Here is a 15,847-nt window from a genome sequence, read left to right as displayed (position 1 = left end):
CTCGGATTGGTTGATACAGTTAACAAATGTTAAAAAACCGGTACCCAATTTTAACACATTCTGCTGTCACCACAAAAACGGAGCATTTAATATTTTATTAATACCTGCATAACATTTGCTTAACATTCATTTCAGAAATTTGGAGATTAAAAAAGGAAAATCATGATTAAAAGTTTGCTCATCTTATTTCTGGCTTCTTATCCTCAGGAATCCGTCATTCAGGATTCACTTCCCGCCAAGGAGTCATTTCTTGTGGAAGTGGTAACTTCGGCTGAAGAGATATATGATGACGGTGCCTACCGGTTGAAATATGCCCCCTTTACTGTGAGTGACTCAACAGGTGTAATCGTGTTAGAAGTTGCAGCAAAATATGACAGACCCGCAGTGATATCCCTCCCCAAGGGGAAGTTCCTTCTGCGAACAAAAATTCCGGAGCTGATCGAAAAGTTTATAACCACAGGGAATTCTTCAACCCTCAAAGTTGTCCTCTAATAGCAATTACCATATCCACCAATAAAAAAAGCCGCCTCATTTCTGAGACGGCTTTTTCACTAATTAGAATCAGAGAATAGAACACGGATTCCACGGATTAAACGGATTTACGCAGAAGGCTTTTCAGCCTTCATCCTTCCGAAATTCAGCCTTATTTCAGCAGCATCAATTTCTTGATTTCAGAGTTTTTACCTTGAACCAGTTTATAGAAATATGTACCTGAAGGGAGGCTTGAAGCTTCAAACTTCACTTCATATCTTCCGGGTTGTTTCACTTCGTTAACCAGTGTAACCACTTCATTTCCGAGAATGTCATATATCTTCAACGAAACCAGACCGGCCTCTTTGATGCTGAAGTTGATCATCGTTGAAGGGTTAAACGGATTCGGGTAATTCTGACCGAGGTTGAAGTTAAGATTCATCAGATCATCTTCAATTCCAACAGGAGTTGAGTTGATAACGAATGAATATGTTCCACTGGCGGTTACTGAAAACTCATAAGAAGTCTGCACAAGCATGTTGATACCTGATGAGATGCCGGGACCTCTGAGAACAAAATTGTAGCTGTCCCTGATTTCCTGAGGAACCTGGTTGATGATATCAAGCCAGCTTATCTTGAATGTACCAGCCTGCTTTGCATAAACTCTGAACGACCACGATTTGTTTACTCCATTCTGAAGTGGTGCTTGAATGTTCGTTGCGAATCGGGTGGCAAAGTTTGTCCAGCCCGACTGGAAGAAATACGATTCGATTGCGTTGGCAGCAGGTGCTATCGGTGCTTTTACATTATCGAATCTGTTATCAAATCCGTCGGTAGCCAGTTCATTGGTTCCGAATGTAAGGTAATTGTCTTTTATTCCGTTCATTTCAGAAAGGATGTTCACAAACCAGTTCGAAGGTGTTACCTCAATTTCAGGAACTGCCTTTGGCTCTGACGCATCACTCAAAGCATAAACATATTTCACACTAAGGTCTGAAGCCAGGGTGAAGAACCAGTGACCGTTCCAGGCGTCAAGCGAAGTCACCGTTGCATATCCCGGGGTTACTGTGTTGTTATACTTGTAGATGTTTGACTGAACGAGATTGGCAGTTACCGCTTCATCTATTGTGTAGGTGGTTGAACCCTGTATGATTCTCAGGTTGTTCTTTGGTGAGCCGCCTGCAAATGGTGAAGCGATCAGGTTCCATCCCCCGGCAAGAGTTTTGGTCTGGTCGGTTAGAAGCGGAGTACCTGTTAGATTTACAGTATCTGCGGTCTCTATTCCGAGCCAGTAACCAACAGCAGGGTCGATGGTTGTCGAACTCTGGTATGTTCCGCTCGCATACTTGTAGAGCAGGTATGAAGGAATTCCCGACAGCACATCCGAAGCGAGATTTGATACCGGATTCAACGGTATCGACATCAGGTTCCAGCCCGCAGCAAAGATTTTGGATGAGGCGGAAGTGGTGCCGGTACCCTTCAACTGAACCGTCTTTGTCGGTGTATCAGGGTCGTTGCTTGTGATTGTTATGGTTCCTGTGAACGATCCTGTAGTTGCAGGAGCAAACCTTACGGTCACCTGATTTGAATCATTAACAGCTACTGAAAATGAGGTGCTGCCACTGTAACTGAATCCTGTACCTGAAGCCACAACATTTGAGACAGCAAGAGCTGTATCACCTGTATTGGCCACATAAAACCCGAGATCGGAGGAAGTTCCTGCCACCACATCACCAAATTTGAGTGTATCGACCCAAACCGAGATGTTTGGTGACAACGACTGTCCGATACCAGTCAATTTAACGGTATCTGAAGGCGTAGCAGGATCGTTGCTCGTGATTACCAGTTGTCCGTTGAAGGTACCTGTAGCCCGGGGAGCAAATTTAAGGGCGCGGGTTGTGGATGCATTTTTTGCGAGGTAAGTTGTGGTATCACCACTGATCGAATAAAAATCGCCTGTAAGAGTCAAACCTGTAAGACGGAGTGTCTGATCACCCGTGTTCGAGATTGTAAGGGTGAATGTCGAGTCCTTGTCTGTTTTTATCACACCGTAATTATAGGTTTTGGTACTCAGATTAATCGTCGGATTGGAAAGGGTTACCCCGATTATCAGTTCGAAGTTCTTTGCGGTTGCTTCTCCTGCATTCGAATAGGTGTAGCTTCCCGTCCTGAGGTTGGTCAGTTCATTGTTCGACAAATCTTTCAGTGTGATTGCATAAGCGGATGGTATATCCGCAAATGAGGCTGCACTGATGGTGATATTGCCGACCACATCGGAATTTACTGTAAAATCCCACTTCGAAGTGGTAGCTGAAAGATCTGTGTGAAGTTTGAAATCTCTTTCATATTTTGGTCCAAGAGCAGAACCCCAGTCGTTATGCGGGAAGTAAACTTCAATAAAATTACTAGGAGAAGACGGTGGTTTGGGTAAATCAATACCTGCATCATAACCGTTTGTTGTATTCAGAAACATGCCTGCCAAAGCAGTGGTGTCAGACACGGTTCCGTTCATAGCTTTTAGTCTGAGCGACCAGCCAAAGTTGTTTAGATTGGCAGTCGAATTCGGAGCAATTTTATCGAGGAAATTGATATTCAGGAATTTGTTGTTGAAGGTGATGTTTCCCTGTGTCTGGGTGTTGGTGAAAAGTCCTTCAGGAAGACCGCCGGATATCCATGCAGTTCCACCCGTCCAGTCTTCTTCAACATACGCAACAATACTGATCTGGTTCGGGTTGCCGATACCTGATTTTGCGATCCTTGCTTCTAAATAGTTTGTACTGGTATTTTTCCAATTATTTGTAGCAAATGATGCATCCTGCCAACCGCTGCCATTATATCTTCTCTTAACTTCTTCTGGTCCTGTGGTTTTTACAACATAATGATAATTGGCTGTAAATGGCAGAGTCGGATTCCAGTTCCAGGCATTTCCTCCGGTGCTTCCTGTTCCTTGTGTCGGATTCAACTGCGGATCACTGTCGATATAGATGTGAATCGCTCTTGAATTGTCAGTCAAAGGACCGTTTGGAGTAGAACCCGAGAAAGCTATATAAACATAATCCTTGTCCCAGGTAACATATGATGATATCTGAGTTCTGGTTGTGTTAAATTTTTCGTAGGAGTTGTTGAAAGTGTTGTTACCGTCAATTGGTTCGGTTCGGAAAGTCGTATAAGTTGACTGTGCCATTCCCGCTGTGGCAAGCAAAGCAAACAACATGAGCCCGAAGAATCTTTTCATGGGGACCTCAATAATAGGTTGAACAAATCGTGATTGGCCTGCTTTATCTTGTCAATAACAAGTTAGTAAAAATACAAAAAAAAAGGGATGCCAAAAAGATATTTAGCATCCCTTAAACTGTATTTTTATTCTGTTACAGTGGTTTTTCGATATCAAAAACCCTGAAAGCACAGAATTTCAGGTATGATGTCTCAGGCATCGAAGGAATAACAGGATGATCTTTCGATGCTCCATTGTAGTGGATCATCTGAAGTTGTTTTTCTTCCTTGTAAGCAGACTCACGGATTATATCGAGCAGGTCTTCTTTCGTAATATGGAATGAGCAGGAAGAGGTTATGAGGTAACCACCGTTGTTAATCAATCTGAGGGCACTTCTGTTCAGTTTCTGGTAGCCTTGTTTCGCCGGAATGATGTTCTTTTTCTGTTTCGCAAATGCGGGGGGATCAACTATGATCATGTCATATTTTTTTCCTTCATCGGCACAGTTTTTCAGAAATTCAAACACTTCGGCAACAACAAAGTTTGCCTCTGACTGGAACTTGTTGAAGTTGAAATTGATCTCTGCATGACCAATTTCAGCAGGAGATGAGTCGACGAAATCAACCGACCTTGCACCGTTGTAGGCACAGTGAAGACCAAATCCGCCTGAATTGCAGAATGCATCCAGTACATCAAGTCCCTCGGCAAGTTCACCGGTAAAGGATCTGTTGTCGCATTGATCAAAATAGAAACCGGTCTTTTGACCTTCCTGGAAATTTACCAGATATTTCACTTTCCCGTCATCAATCTGCTGGACATCGTCAGTACCGAGCAAAATTTCATCGGTAAATTCAAGTCCTTCAAGCTGACGGAAATAGGGGGAATTGCGGGTGAAAATATTTTCAGCACCAAGGTTCCTTGAAAGCACATCAACAATAAGATCGAGATTTCTCTCCATGCCGACTGTGTTGACCTGCAATACATAAGTATCATTGTACTTGTCGATTATCAGACCGGGGAGAAAATCACTCTCGCTGAAAACCATTCTGTAAGACTGTCTGTTGGGATACACTTTTTCTCTTAGACCCAAAGCGGAGAATATTCTCTCAACAAACATCGTTCGAAGATCTGTGATCGGTTTTCTGTCGAGCAGCCTGATCGCAAACAGTGAATGCTTGTTGTAAAATCCTGTTCCAAGGTACTGCCCGCCCGAATAATAGACATCTACTAAAGCGCCGTTTTCAGGGTTTCCTTCAACATCCTGAATTTCATTGCTGAAAACCCATTGATGCCCTGTCTTAAGCCGTCGCTCTTCGATTCTTCTTAATCTTACTTTCGTCATTTTTTATTCCTGATACGATTACTTGTTGATAACGAATTTTTTGGTTATGGTTGTTGCATTAATATTGATTTCGTAGAAATAAACACCCGAACTTAAAGCAAGTCCTGCTGTTTTTGAGTTAAATTTCACATCATAATTTCCGGGTTCCTGAATTCCCTCGACAAGGGTTGCCACTTCTGCACCGAGTGCATCATAAATTCTCAATGCAACTCTTGCAGGTTCGTTCCCGCCGACGGTATATCTGATAACTGTTTCGGGATTGAACGGATTCGGGTAGTTTTGTCCAAGATCATGGGAAAGTACCAGTCCGGTGAATTCAGCGAATACCATCATTGAGATACTTGTCGTACCGTCATAGTCAACCTGACGGAGACGGTAGGCGTAGGTGCCTTCTTTTCCCGGTTTATCAATAAATGAATATTCGTTTTTAGAAGTGGTGGTGCCCTTTCCGGCTACAAATCCGGCATTTGTCCATTCCTGTTCCAGACTTCCTTTTCTCTCGATAACAAAACCTGAATTATTCAATTCGGATGCTGTTGTCCAGTTTAATTTTACTCCACCTTCAACAGCCTGAGCTGTAAAGGATTCGAGTTCAACGGGAACGATTGAAGAATCGAGGAAAGGATTGAAAAATACCCATCCGCGTGCGGGATCATCGACTTTGTGAGTAATGTGGAGTTCTATTGCAGCCGAGTCATAAACTGCCCAGTCGTTGTTCTGAGCGTAAATGTCGTTCGTGCAGTTGTTGAACAGGTCGAATGGCACGCCAGTCTGGAGATTGCCGTAAATTTTATTGTATCCGTTATCGGATGTATCGGCGTTTGTTATGTTTCCGAGCGATGGTGTCGGTCCGGCTGCTATGGCAGAACCGTTATATACAGTTATACCCCAAAGGTTACCATAAATTTTGTTACGGGAAACGATCGGTCTGTTTGTACCGTTACCACTGATGCTGATACCACTTCCCGTAGTAAGCGGATCGGGGTTGATGTTGTTGTTGTAGATCAGATTGTCATGAACATAGCATGTAATTTCAGCACCCGCCAGAGCGATACCATAGCTGTTGCTATAGATTTCATTGAATGCAATCTCGGATGAAGACGAACTCCCCGAAAGAAGAGTGGAAATGCTTATACCACCGGTTCTGTTGTAGGAACCGCCGTGTACTTTGTTATACCTGATTCGGGGTGAATTATTATTCTGTGTACCGAAAGTTATCTGGTTTTTCGGACTTGTGTTCTGACTGTTGTTGTTGTAAAGTTCGTTGTACTCAATTACCGGAGATGAACCTGTGGTACCGTAAATGCCATACTCATAAGCTTCTGAAATGTAGTTATACTTGATAACCGGACTTGAGTTTGAAGACATGTAAATTGGTCTTCTGCATTTGTAGAAGCGGGAGTTATATACTCTCGGGCTTGAATTCAGGCATCTTACCGGATAGTAACCGTGAACAAAAACGGCGTACTTTATTACTGAAGTGGTGTCTGCACCTGTGTCACGGAAGTAGAATCCTTCATAGACACCCTGTGGACTTTCAGTGGTACCCTTAAAGTAAACACTGTCTCCCGGTGCGCCATTTACTTCAACTGCACCAAGGATGACAAAGCCGTTTCCGGTCGTCGAAAATGTTACGACTGAACCTTGGGGAATAATCAGTCTGTCATTAACTGAAACCGAGCATACTGTGGCTACTGTGTAGTTCGGAAATGAACCGGTAATCAAACCACCTGATCTGGCGACCAGACTGTCCATATTCCATGTGACTCCCGTTCCGGGGGTGATGAATTGAGCGTTAATGGCTATAACGCCTAATATGAGAATCGTAAATAATTTTTTCATAGGGAACTCCTGTATCATAATTTCGAAATTTCCCCTGCAAAAATGACTGCCGGAGGGAGATATTTCCCCTTCCGGCAAATTAAAACTATTTTAAGTAATATTTATTCAATACTTTGCCGTCTTCAAACTCATATACGAGCGGAACACCGGTTGGAATATTGAGTTCAAGTACTTCCTCCCGGGTAAGACCGTCAAGGTGCATTACGAGTGAACGGAGAGAATTGCCATGAGCAACAACCCAGATATTCTGTCCCGCTTTCACCATCGGTTCTATTTTTTCAACATAGTAAGGAATGGTTCTTGCGGCAGTATCTTTCAGGCTTTCGCCGTTCGGGGGGTTAATGTCGTAGCTTCTTCTCCAGAGGTGCACCTGTTCGTCACCAAACTTTTGTGCGGTTTCGGCTTTGTTCAAGCCCTGAAGGTCACCGTAGTGGCGTTCATTCAGTGCCTGGTCTCTGTCCACAGGTATTTCATCATAACCGGCACTTTTGGCTGCCAGTTCGGCAGTCCTGATTGCTCTCTTAAGAACTGAAGTAAATAGATGATCAAATTTTAGATTTTTCGCTTTCAAAAGTTCACCGGCTTCGGTTGCTTCTTTTTCACCAAGTTCGGTGATATCAACATCAACCCAGCCTGTAAATCTGTTCTCAAGGTTCCATTGAGACTGCCCGTGCCTTAACAGAACTAAATAGTTCATTAGTCTCCTCTTTCTGTGTTTTGTGAAAAGTTGAGTGTCAATTTACAAAATCTTTGGGTAAATATTTGTAATCTTATTATTACAGCGAAGAAATTTCAACATTTTCAATCAATTTTGTTATGAAATGGAACAATTTTTCGATATTTTGGTAAATCATTAAGAAACTTAATTTTTATACTAATGCACCACGGAAAACAGATGCGATTCTCACTCATTCTAACAATCACACTTCTTTCACTCATCTGGCAGGGATGCAGTTGCCCCGTCTGTGAAATTACAGATAACAGATACCCAAAAACCTTCAAACTAACGGGTGTACCGGAACAGTTGAAGCCTAAAGTTGACTCCTATATCGCCGGGAAAACAGGCGAAACCTTCTTCACAAACTACATCAAACTGAACGAAACCGCCTCTTATTTCGATTCTGTGAAATACTTTTGGGTATATGACATCGTAGTACCCGATAAGGAATATGTTAGAGGTAAAATCGAACTTTTTACCGATGCCAAAGGTAACATCGACCCGCTGATGGAGGTGAACGGCATCCCGGACTGCGAGGCGAACCCTGCAGGCTGTTCATTTGACATTACTCCGCAAAAAGCATTTGTTTTAGCCACAAAAGAGGGCCTGAAACCGGGAATAAATGAATGGAAACTGAAGTTTATCTGGAGCCCCAAGTTCAACCGTTATGTCTGGCAGATAATCTCCACCCTCGAAGAATCACAAGGGAGCCAGGGCTTCCGCGGCTCGGGACAGGAACTCCTCCTCGATGCCTCAACAGGCGCAAAACTTGAGCTTTCGGAGTGGAAGGTGCGCTGACGCAGCTATTAGTATGATCTATGAACTATGAGCTGAAAAGAGCCCTTGCGGCGACATATGGGCGAAACTCCGCTCTTCCCCTACCACCCCTCGGGTTTTACCACATTTCCAGGTGCGTGTTTGAATTTTTCGATCATGTATTTTTCGGCGAAGCCGGCTATACCGCAGCCGACTTTGGTGAGGAGGAATTCGAGGTCGGGATTGGTTTTTGCGCATGCAAAGAAATCTTCAACACTTTTATTGATTTCATCATCGGTTCTCATTCCGAAATTTTCATCGAGTGTCGGGAAGGCATAACATTGTCCTGTGAAACCTTCACCGACACCAAATTCAGCACCAAATTTTTCCTGTGCCTGTCTTGCAGCACCACCGTAATGTTTCCCGGCGAGGTTTGATCCAAAAACAAATATTTGATTTGGTTTTAGTGATTCGATCATTTCGTTTTCCATTTGTTAGATTCTTGAATCATTTTCTTCATCAAGGTTCCCCTCTGCGAAAATCTCCCGAAGGGATGCCTTCGGCGTATCTAATCCGCTTGTACTTGGTCCGCTGTGGCGGATCTGCGTCCCCTACCCATATGTCGCCCTAAAGGGCTTTTTTGATGGATTGTCGTGTTTCTATACATATACCGCCCTAAAGGGCTTTTCCCCCTCTGCGAAAATCTCCCGAAGGGATGCCTTCGGCATGTCTAATCCGCTTGTATCTGCGTCCCGTTAAAAAACCTGTTCTCAATATAAATCTGTAATTTCGCAAAACCGTACCCGATTGCACTTCCGATAAGAGCTCCGGCAACAATATCGGAAGGATAGTGCAAACCGAGATAGGGTCTTGAGATTGCGATAAGTGCTGCAGTGATAAAAAGCACCCATTTTAGATTCGGAAAGAGGATCGCAAAAAACATCGCCACGGCAAAATTATTTACAGCATGACTGGAGGGAAACGACAATGTCCCTTCAGGTCCGATTGGTGTTATCACATCGGGGAGAAAGTTACAGGGTCGAACCCGATCGAACAGGTTTTTCAGGAAATTTGAGCTGATTTGATCACTCGTTGCAATCAGCAAAATTGCCATAACAGCAGCAATTCTTCCTCTTTTTCCCCCTTTCGTAACCAAAATTCCAAGCATGATGATATAGGTGATATACCAACTGTTCACATCTGTGATGAGCGAGAAGAATCTGTCGAGTGGTTTTGCACTTATTGTGTGGTTGAAAAAATAGAAAACCGCTTTATCTATCTCAAAAAGAAAATCCATTGTTGCCCCTTAATTCAAAAATTCCCAGGAGATGCCAAATCGGATGTTCCTTGGCAACACAGGGTAATATGATGAAAGATAATATTTTGATCCAAGAAGATTTTCCCACGAAAAGTAGAGAGTCGCAACCTTCTGAATTGTACCTGCAAGAGCGAAGTCAAGTTGTCCCGAAGCCGGAACATCATCCATGAAGGGGGTATAAAGCACCCGGTCAGTGAAGAAATTATAGAATGTCGCCACCGAAGAGGTTCTGTAAGAATATGAAAGAGTGGTTTTCAGGTCGAGAGCATCATTGAACAAGGTGTTCCTGAAAACTATTCCCACCTTTGAATTGAGCATCGGGATTATGTTTTTTCCCGAATCTTTGAGTTTTTTGCGGTTGTATTGGATATCTGCAAAACAGGAGAATGGTCCAATTTTGTAATCCGCAGATACAGCCGCTCCAAAAGTGAGGTTCTCGGGTTCTATCAAAGGTACAAAGCCAATTGCAACCATCGGGTCCATGGTTGGCATAAAAGTACCAACTAAAGTGCGGTCAGTGTTTGCAACCCAACCCAGAAGTTTCAGGGAGAGAATTCCGTCGGCATATCCAAGCTCCCCTTCCGCTCTGGTGACGGAAGATTTGGCGTTTATGTAACCATAATCCTGTTCAAAACTGTTAAGCCATGAAACTCCGCCCCTGAATTTGAAGTACTCCGCAAATTCGGCTTTCCCTTCACCACCAAATCCCGTGTAAACCTCCCCGTCATAAATAAAAATCTTTCCAAAACCGGAGAGAGCAAACCCGCCCGCTTTACCTGTCAGAATGCCCCCTGCAGAAAAGGAGTTTTTCCTCGCCAGACCTGATGGGACGAAGATTCCGCTTGAACTGTCGAACCAAAAAGATTCCTGCGTTACAGCATCATAATTTGCATGGACATCGGCTGCGAAATATTTGGTATCGAATGTCGTTCTGAACGATCCGCCCGTGGCTGAAAACTTTCTGTCAATCAGGAACCGGTTTGCATTTGTGAATAACGAATCCTCATTCTGACGGAATTCATTGGTATTGGTCTGGTGATACAATGCCCCTTCGAAATAACCTTTGCCGGCAAAATAGCCAAAAGCCTTAAGATTAATTCTGTGTGAAGCATTTTTTTGATATCGGTTTAGAAAATTCACGGGAGCAGCTCTGTCATCATACAATATGTCATCTATTGTCCTTCCGGGAATTGAAGCTGCAAGTGTTTTTGCAGAATCGTAATTTACACCACCGTTGAGACCAAGTGACTGTTGAACATAGTTGTATCCTGCCGAAAGATTAAAATATCTCGAAGCGATATATTTCAGATTTACTTTCCCTTTCCAAAGAGAGAGATCACTGTTTCTGAAGCCGTCATCAACCTTTTGGTTTGTGACTTCCGTATAAAAGACCAGTCTGTTTTTAATCGTCTGGTTGAACTGCACATCGATGTAACCCTCGCCATAAGGTCCCTCAAAGTATTTTACCCGTGAGTATGGTGCTCCTGAGACAAAATCCCGTCCCGTAATCGACAAAGTCATCTGGTTGGGTTTATTTCCGTACAAAAATCCCATGTAAGATGGGTAAAGGGAGAGTTTTTCGATATAACTCTCCTGAACATCATCAAAATAGAGAGTGTTTGTTGTTCGATTGTTGATTTCTATTCCATCTTCGAGAAAACTGATTCTCCCTAGTCCCTCACCATAGTAAATAATCTCGGAGGGAAGCCCCAGGAATCCCATGCTTCTGTTGTAAGCAACTGGGAACTGAGAGAAGAGCGTAGCACCATTTCGATAATTCAGATACCTCAGGTATTCTGAATTATACTCGTAGAGAGCTCCATGCAATGGAATTTGATAAACGGGCACGAGAGTATCCACAACTACACTGTCACGGGGAGACCGGGGCAGGCGGGTTGTATCTCCCGGCACCGGCAGCCTGTTTTTTGAAGTGTCGATCTTTGCCGGATCGAATGCCTGCGCAAATATCATGGCTGAAAAGAGGACAAAAATGAGCAGAAATCGCATTAAAACTTTCGGACTGATGATATCAAATAAATAATCTTTAAATTTGCTTCTTGAAAAATATTAAAAGATGGATTAAAATTGCCGGAAAATAAATCTCCCTTCCTTCCCGGAGGGGATTCACCCGTGAAATTCTTTCTGAAGGAATTCCCCGAAAGGGATTGTTCACTTCTAATTCTTGGGAATGGTTTCCCGCAACTCGTTCCTTTCTTCGTTGATGCGGGGTTCTCCTCGATCAAAGCTGCATCTGATGACAACACCGAAGTTTTCGAGTATAAGGCAAACACCCCCAAAGAAAAGCAGATTCCCTCTCTCTGTGTCGATTATGCATCACTCGACTATAAGGACGAATCATTCGATCATGTTTTCTGTCAGGCAACCCTTACACTTTCGGGCAGAAACAAACTGATAAAGCAAATCCGCAGGGTTCTTAAACCGGGCGGTCACCTGACAACCTCCGAAATTCTTTGCAACAAAAAACCTGCACCCACATTTCTGAATGACATCTGGGCCGAGTCGGGACAGGATCCGCTCTACGCTGATGAATTTGAGCCTTACTACACCTCCCGGGGATTTGTAATAAAATCCTCTGCAGATTTTACAAATGACCTTGATGAATTTTACATTAAATCCTACAAATTACTGGAAACGAGTTTGAAGTCACTGCCCGCCGATAAGAGGGTGCAGTTCCGGAAAGATTTTGTTCAGGAGAAACACGAGATTACCTCACTCGTAAAAGGAGGAGCCTTAAAATATATGAACCTTAAAACGATGATACTGCAAAAACCATGAAATTAGTAAAAAACAGCATAATTGAACTTGAAATAGAGAGCTACGCATTCGAAGGCAAGGGCGTTGCATTCCTGAAAGATGATGAAAATCCCGAAAATGAAAGAGGATTCGTGGTTTTTGTTCAGGGTGCTTACCCGGGTGAGAAGGTTCTGGCGAAACTGATCAAAACAAAAAAGAACTATGCCGAATCCGTTGTTGTTGAAGTGCTGCAGAAATCCCCTTTGCGTGTAGAACCCCTCTGCTCTCATTTTGGTGTTTGCGGTGGTTGCAAACAGCAGGACCTGGTATATTCAGAACAGATAAAGCACAAACAACAGCAGGTAGCTGAAATATTTAAAAATATCGGCGGCATCACTGATATTGATCAGGAACCGATTCTCGGGGCTGACAAGCAGTTCTATTATCGAAATAAAATGGAGTTTTCTTTTTCGCAAAAAAGATGGCTGACTTCAGATGAGGCGGGGAAGCCCGATGTTACAAATCAGGGGCTTTTTCTCGGGTTGCATGTTCCGGGAGTTTACGACAAAGTGCTTGATCTGAAGGAATGCAAACTGCAGTCGCCGGTCTCTGAAGAGATTGTTGATTTCACGAGAGAATACTTTACGGAGCTTGGTTTCGAGGCATATTCCACCAAAACACATACCGGTTATCTCAAAAATCTTGTAATCAGACAGTCAGCAAACACTCCCGACTTGATGGTCAATCTGGTCACGGCAGGTGAGGATCAGGCTGTAATTTACAATTATGCTTCTGCCCTCAGGACTAAATTTCCACAGATTACCACAATAGTAAACAACATCAACTCATCAAAAGCGCAGGTGGCAAAGGGTGAATATGAGATTGTGCTCTTTGGTGAAGGAAAAATTTACGACAAAATTGGTGATTACACATTCGGCATAAGCGCCAATTCCTTCTTCCAGACCAACACTTCACAGGCTGAAAAACTATATGATACAACTCTTGAGTATGCAGGACTTACGGGTTCGGAGATTGTATATGATCTCTATTGCGGTGCCGGAACGATAACAATCTACATGTCGAAACACTGTAAGGAAGTCTACGGCTTCGAGGCGGTTGCCGATGCCATTATGGATGCCGGAATCAATAAAGATTTGAACAAGGCACCACATCTCCATTTCTATCTTGCAGACCTCTACAAAAGTTTTCTCCCCGTTTTGGCAGCAAATGACATTCCAAAACCGGATGTGGTAATTCTTGATCCGCCGAGAAGTGGTATGCACCCGAATACTCTTGCCGATATGATAAAAATAAAACCGGCAAAAATTGTCTATGTAAGTTGCAATCCAACGACTCAGGCAAGAGATATTAAAGAACTCCTGGCTGAAGGTTACAAACTTGTGAAAATGAGAGCAGTTGACATGTTCCCGAATACATACCACATTGAAAATGTGGCTCTATTGATTTTGGAGTGAGAGGATTCAATTATTAATTAGATAACAAGGGATTATCATTTTAATAATTTCCTGTTTGAACGACCTGTATAACCCCTTTAGTTTTATTGATTTAGAGGGGTTTTAGGGCAAAATTCTGATTGGTACAGTTATTGATGAATAGAATTCATATTGCCGTGTGCAACAGTTTCATCTTTAATCAATTGGAGCTCCAATGAAAAAGTATTTCCTTCATTTTTTTGTAATCACAGTGCTCTCAGTAAGCACCCTCTTCGCACAGGGTCAGCCAACCCTCCCTTTCGATTTTGAAAATGGCACCCTCAACTACACATTCACCGACTTCGGCGGCGGTCTGGCTACCAGAGTTGCAAACCCGGTCCCGGGCGGAATCAATACCACAGGATTTGTCGGTAAAATGATCAAAAATGCCGGTGATCCATGGGGCGGTTCCTGGATATCGATGGCAGGAAATATCGATTTTTCTGTCAATAAAATATTCAAAGTAAAAGTTTACATGCCAAGAGTTGGAGCAAGACTCCTTCTTAAAGTTGAAAACGCTACCAATGGCGGAATTGCCTTTGAAATGCAAGATACCGGAACTGTCGCAAATGCGTGGGAAGAACTCACATTCGATTTCTCAGCTATCAATACAACCAACACCTATGCTAAAATGGTCTTCATTTTCGATCTTGGTACAGTTGGTGCAGGTGGTGCAGACTACACATACTACTTTGACGAAATCAGACTCGTTCAGGGCGGCGGCGGACCAACACTTACCCAGATGAATCTCCCCGTTACCTGGGATGATCCAACCATCAATTATGGTGTTGTCGGTTTTGAAGGTGCTGAACAATCTTCAATCATCGTTGATCCAAACAATGCTTCCAACAAAGTTGTCAAAGTCATCAAATCTGCAACTGCTCAACCTTGGGCAGGAACAACAGTTACTGCAGTTACCGGTGGACAGCAGACAGGTTTCTCTGCAAAAGTGCCCTTCACTGCAAACGAAAAAAGAATGAATGTAAGAGTTTACTCTCCACATGCTCCGATTCAGGTAAGACTGAAAGTCGAAAATTTTCAAAACGGCGCTGTCTCATGCGAAACTGAAGCGACTCTTGCTATCGCAAATTCATGGCAGACACTTGTTTTCGATTTCGGAAACCCTGCTCCTGGAACTGCTACCCTCGACCTCAACGCTTATCTTAACAAAGCTTCCATCTTCTTCAATTTTGGAGTTAATGGTGCAACTGCAGGTGAAAAAACCTACTACTTTGATGATGTAAGATTCGGGCTCGATTTTGTTCCAGTAGAACTCACTTCTTTCACCGCCAATGCAAACGGCTCTTCAGTTGATCTTAACTGGGCAACTGCTTCGGAAACCAACAACAAAGGTTTTGAAATTCAGAGAAGTGTAAACAACATCGATTTCGCTACCGTAGCTTTTATAGAAGGAAAAGGAACTTCAACCTCAACTTCAAACTATACTTATTCAGATGCAGTTCAGCCTGGTAAATATACCTACAGACTGAAACAAATCGACTACAACGGCAGCTTTGAATATTCAAATGCAATCGAAGTTGATTTGGCTCCATCATCCTTCAGTCTCGATCAGAACTATCCAAATCCATTCAACCCTTCAACTGTTATCAGATTTACACTTCCTGTTTCAGGATTTGTTACCCTCGCAGTTTACAACAGCATGGGCGAAATGGTCGGACAGCTCCTTAGCAAAGACCTCTCAGCAGGATCACACAATGTCTCCTTTAATGCTGCAAATCTTCCAAGTGGAACATATTTCTATCGCCTGAATTCAGGTGACTTCACAGCCACAAGGAAAATGCAATTAATTAAGTAATTTTGAGTTCAACTCATAATTCATAATTAATAACTCATAAATTGAAAGAGGTTGTTCGGAAACGGGCAACCTCTTTTTTTAATGCAGTAATCCAATAATGCAGTAATGGAGTTGGAGGTTTAG

12 protein-coding genes are annotated in these 15,847 nt (G+C 43.0%); 5 read left to right on the top strand and 7 right to left on the bottom strand.

Features of this window, described 5'->3' with window-relative positions; genetic code table 11:
• Positions 1–162 precede the first annotated feature (162 nt).
• Positions 163–492: a hypothetical protein gene (locus tag J0L60_03770; protein ID MBN8545231.1), complete on the top strand. Its 330-nt coding sequence runs from the start codon at positions 163–165 to the stop codon at positions 490–492.
• Positions 493–643: 151 nt separating this feature from the next.
• Here J0L60_03770 and J0L60_03765 read toward each other — a convergent pair whose 3' ends face one another.
• From J0L60_03765 to J0L60_03750, 4 genes are all read right to left on the bottom strand, one after another.
• Positions 644–3,706, bottom strand: a complete 3,063-nt coding sequence (locus J0L60_03765; GenBank protein ID MBN8545230.1) for a choice-of-anchor D domain-containing protein — start codon at positions 3,704–3,706, stop codon at positions 644–646.
• Between the two features lie 133 nt (positions 3,707–3,839).
• The gene (locus J0L60_03760; GenBank protein ID MBN8545229.1) at positions 3,840–5,027 is read right to left on the bottom strand and encodes a class I SAM-dependent rRNA methyltransferase; all 1,188 of its coding nucleotides are present in this window, start codon (positions 5,025–5,027) and stop codon (positions 3,840–3,842) included.
• An 18-nt stretch (positions 5,028–5,045) separates the two neighbouring features.
• Positions 5,046–6,869, bottom strand: a complete 1,824-nt coding sequence (locus tag J0L60_03755; GenBank protein ID MBN8545228.1) for a right-handed parallel beta-helix repeat-containing protein — start codon at positions 6,867–6,869, stop codon at positions 5,046–5,048.
• Positions 6,870–6,954: 85 nt separating this feature from the next.
• Positions 6,955–7,566, bottom strand: a complete 612-nt coding sequence (locus J0L60_03750) for a 2,3-bisphosphoglycerate-dependent phosphoglycerate mutase (protein MBN8545227.1) — start codon at positions 7,564–7,566, stop codon at positions 6,955–6,957.
• A gap of 198 nt (positions 7,567–7,764) precedes the next feature.
• Between J0L60_03750 and J0L60_03745 the strand changes: the two genes are divergently transcribed.
• A complete protein-coding gene (locus J0L60_03745) occupies positions 7,765–8,385 on the top strand; it encodes a hypothetical protein (GenBank protein ID MBN8545226.1) in 621 nt (206 codons plus the stop codon).
• A gap of 80 nt (positions 8,386–8,465) precedes the next feature.
• Here J0L60_03745 and J0L60_03740 read toward each other — a convergent pair whose 3' ends face one another.
• From J0L60_03740 to J0L60_03730, 3 genes are all read right to left on the bottom strand, one after another.
• A complete protein-coding gene (locus J0L60_03740; protein MBN8545225.1) occupies positions 8,466–8,822 on the bottom strand; it encodes a hypothetical protein in 357 nt (118 codons plus the stop codon).
• Between the two features lie 251 nt (positions 8,823–9,073).
• Positions 9,074–9,640, bottom strand: coding sequence for a phosphatase PAP2 family protein (locus tag J0L60_03735; protein ID MBN8545224.1), 567 nt, complete (start codon positions 9,638–9,640; stop codon positions 9,074–9,076).
• A 9-nt stretch (positions 9,641–9,649) separates the two neighbouring features.
• Positions 9,650–11,668, bottom strand: a complete 2,019-nt coding sequence (locus J0L60_03730; protein MBN8545223.1) for a hypothetical protein — start codon at positions 11,666–11,668, stop codon at positions 9,650–9,652.
• A gap of 78 nt (positions 11,669–11,746) precedes the next feature.
• Between J0L60_03730 and J0L60_03725 the strand changes: the two genes are divergently transcribed.
• The 3 genes from J0L60_03725 to J0L60_03715 all read left to right on the top strand — a co-directional run bounded on the left by J0L60_03725 (position 11,747) and on the right by J0L60_03715 (position 15,724).
• Positions 11,747–12,457, top strand: a complete 711-nt coding sequence (locus tag J0L60_03725; protein ID MBN8545222.1) for a class I SAM-dependent methyltransferase — start codon at positions 11,747–11,749, stop codon at positions 12,455–12,457.
• Entirely contained in the window at positions 12,454–13,890 is a 1,437-nt protein-coding gene (rlmD, locus tag J0L60_03720) for a 23S rRNA (uracil(1939)-C(5))-methyltransferase RlmD (protein MBN8545221.1), read from the top strand. Before J0L60_03725 ends, rlmD begins: the two co-directional genes overlap by 4 nt.
• A gap of 193 nt (positions 13,891–14,083) precedes the next feature.
• On the top strand, positions 14,084–15,724 hold the full coding sequence (locus J0L60_03715; GenBank protein ID MBN8545220.1) for a T9SS type A sorting domain-containing protein: 1,641 nt from the start codon (positions 14,084–14,086) through the stop codon (positions 15,722–15,724).
• Positions 15,725–15,847: the final 123 nt, after the last annotated feature.

This window comes from Ignavibacteria bacterium (genome assembly GCA_017302895.1).
Lineage (GTDB): Bacteria > Bacteroidota > Ignavibacteria > Ignavibacteriales > Ignavibacteriaceae > UTCHB3.
The sequence above is the reverse complement of the archived record's forward strand: the minus strand, read 5'-3'. Positions and strand labels throughout refer to the sequence as shown.

What these genes read in the sequence shown, in the direction of transcription:
- J0L60_03770 (MBN8545231.1), top strand. Translation starts at nt 163, where the DNA reads ATGATTAAAAGTTTGCTCATCTTATTTCTGGCTTCTTATCCTCAGGAA.
- J0L60_03765 (MBN8545230.1), bottom strand. Translation starts at nt 3,706, where the DNA reads ATGAAAAGATTCTTCGGGCTCATGTTGTTTGCTTTGCTTGCCACAGCG.
- J0L60_03760 (MBN8545229.1), bottom strand. Translation starts at nt 5,027, where the DNA reads ATGACGAAAGTAAGATTAAGAAGAATCGAAGAGCGACGGCTTAAGACA.
- J0L60_03755 (MBN8545228.1), bottom strand. Translation starts at nt 6,869, where the DNA reads ATGAAAAAATTATTTACGATTCTCATATTAGGCGTTATAGCCATTAAC.
- J0L60_03750 (MBN8545227.1), bottom strand. Translation starts at nt 7,566, where the DNA reads ATGAACTATTTAGTTCTGTTAAGGCACGGGCAGTCTCAATGGAACCTT.
- J0L60_03745 (MBN8545226.1), top strand. Translation starts at nt 7,765, where the DNA reads ATGCGATTCTCACTCATTCTAACAATCACACTTCTTTCACTCATCTGG.
- J0L60_03740 (MBN8545225.1), bottom strand. Translation starts at nt 8,822, where the DNA reads ATGATCGAATCACTAAAACCAAATCAAATATTTGTTTTTGGATCAAAC.
- J0L60_03735 (MBN8545224.1), bottom strand. Translation starts at nt 9,640, where the DNA reads ATGGATTTTCTTTTTGAGATAGATAAAGCGGTTTTCTATTTTTTCAAC.
- J0L60_03730 (MBN8545223.1), bottom strand. Translation starts at nt 11,668, where the DNA reads ATGCGATTTCTGCTCATTTTTGTCCTCTTTTCAGCCATGATATTTGCG.
- rlmD (MBN8545221.1), top strand. Translation starts at nt 12,454, where the DNA reads ATGAAATTAGTAAAAAACAGCATAATTGAACTTGAAATAGAGAGCTAC.
- J0L60_03715 (MBN8545220.1), top strand. Translation starts at nt 14,084, where the DNA reads ATGAAAAAGTATTTCCTTCATTTTTTTGTAATCACAGTGCTCTCAGTA.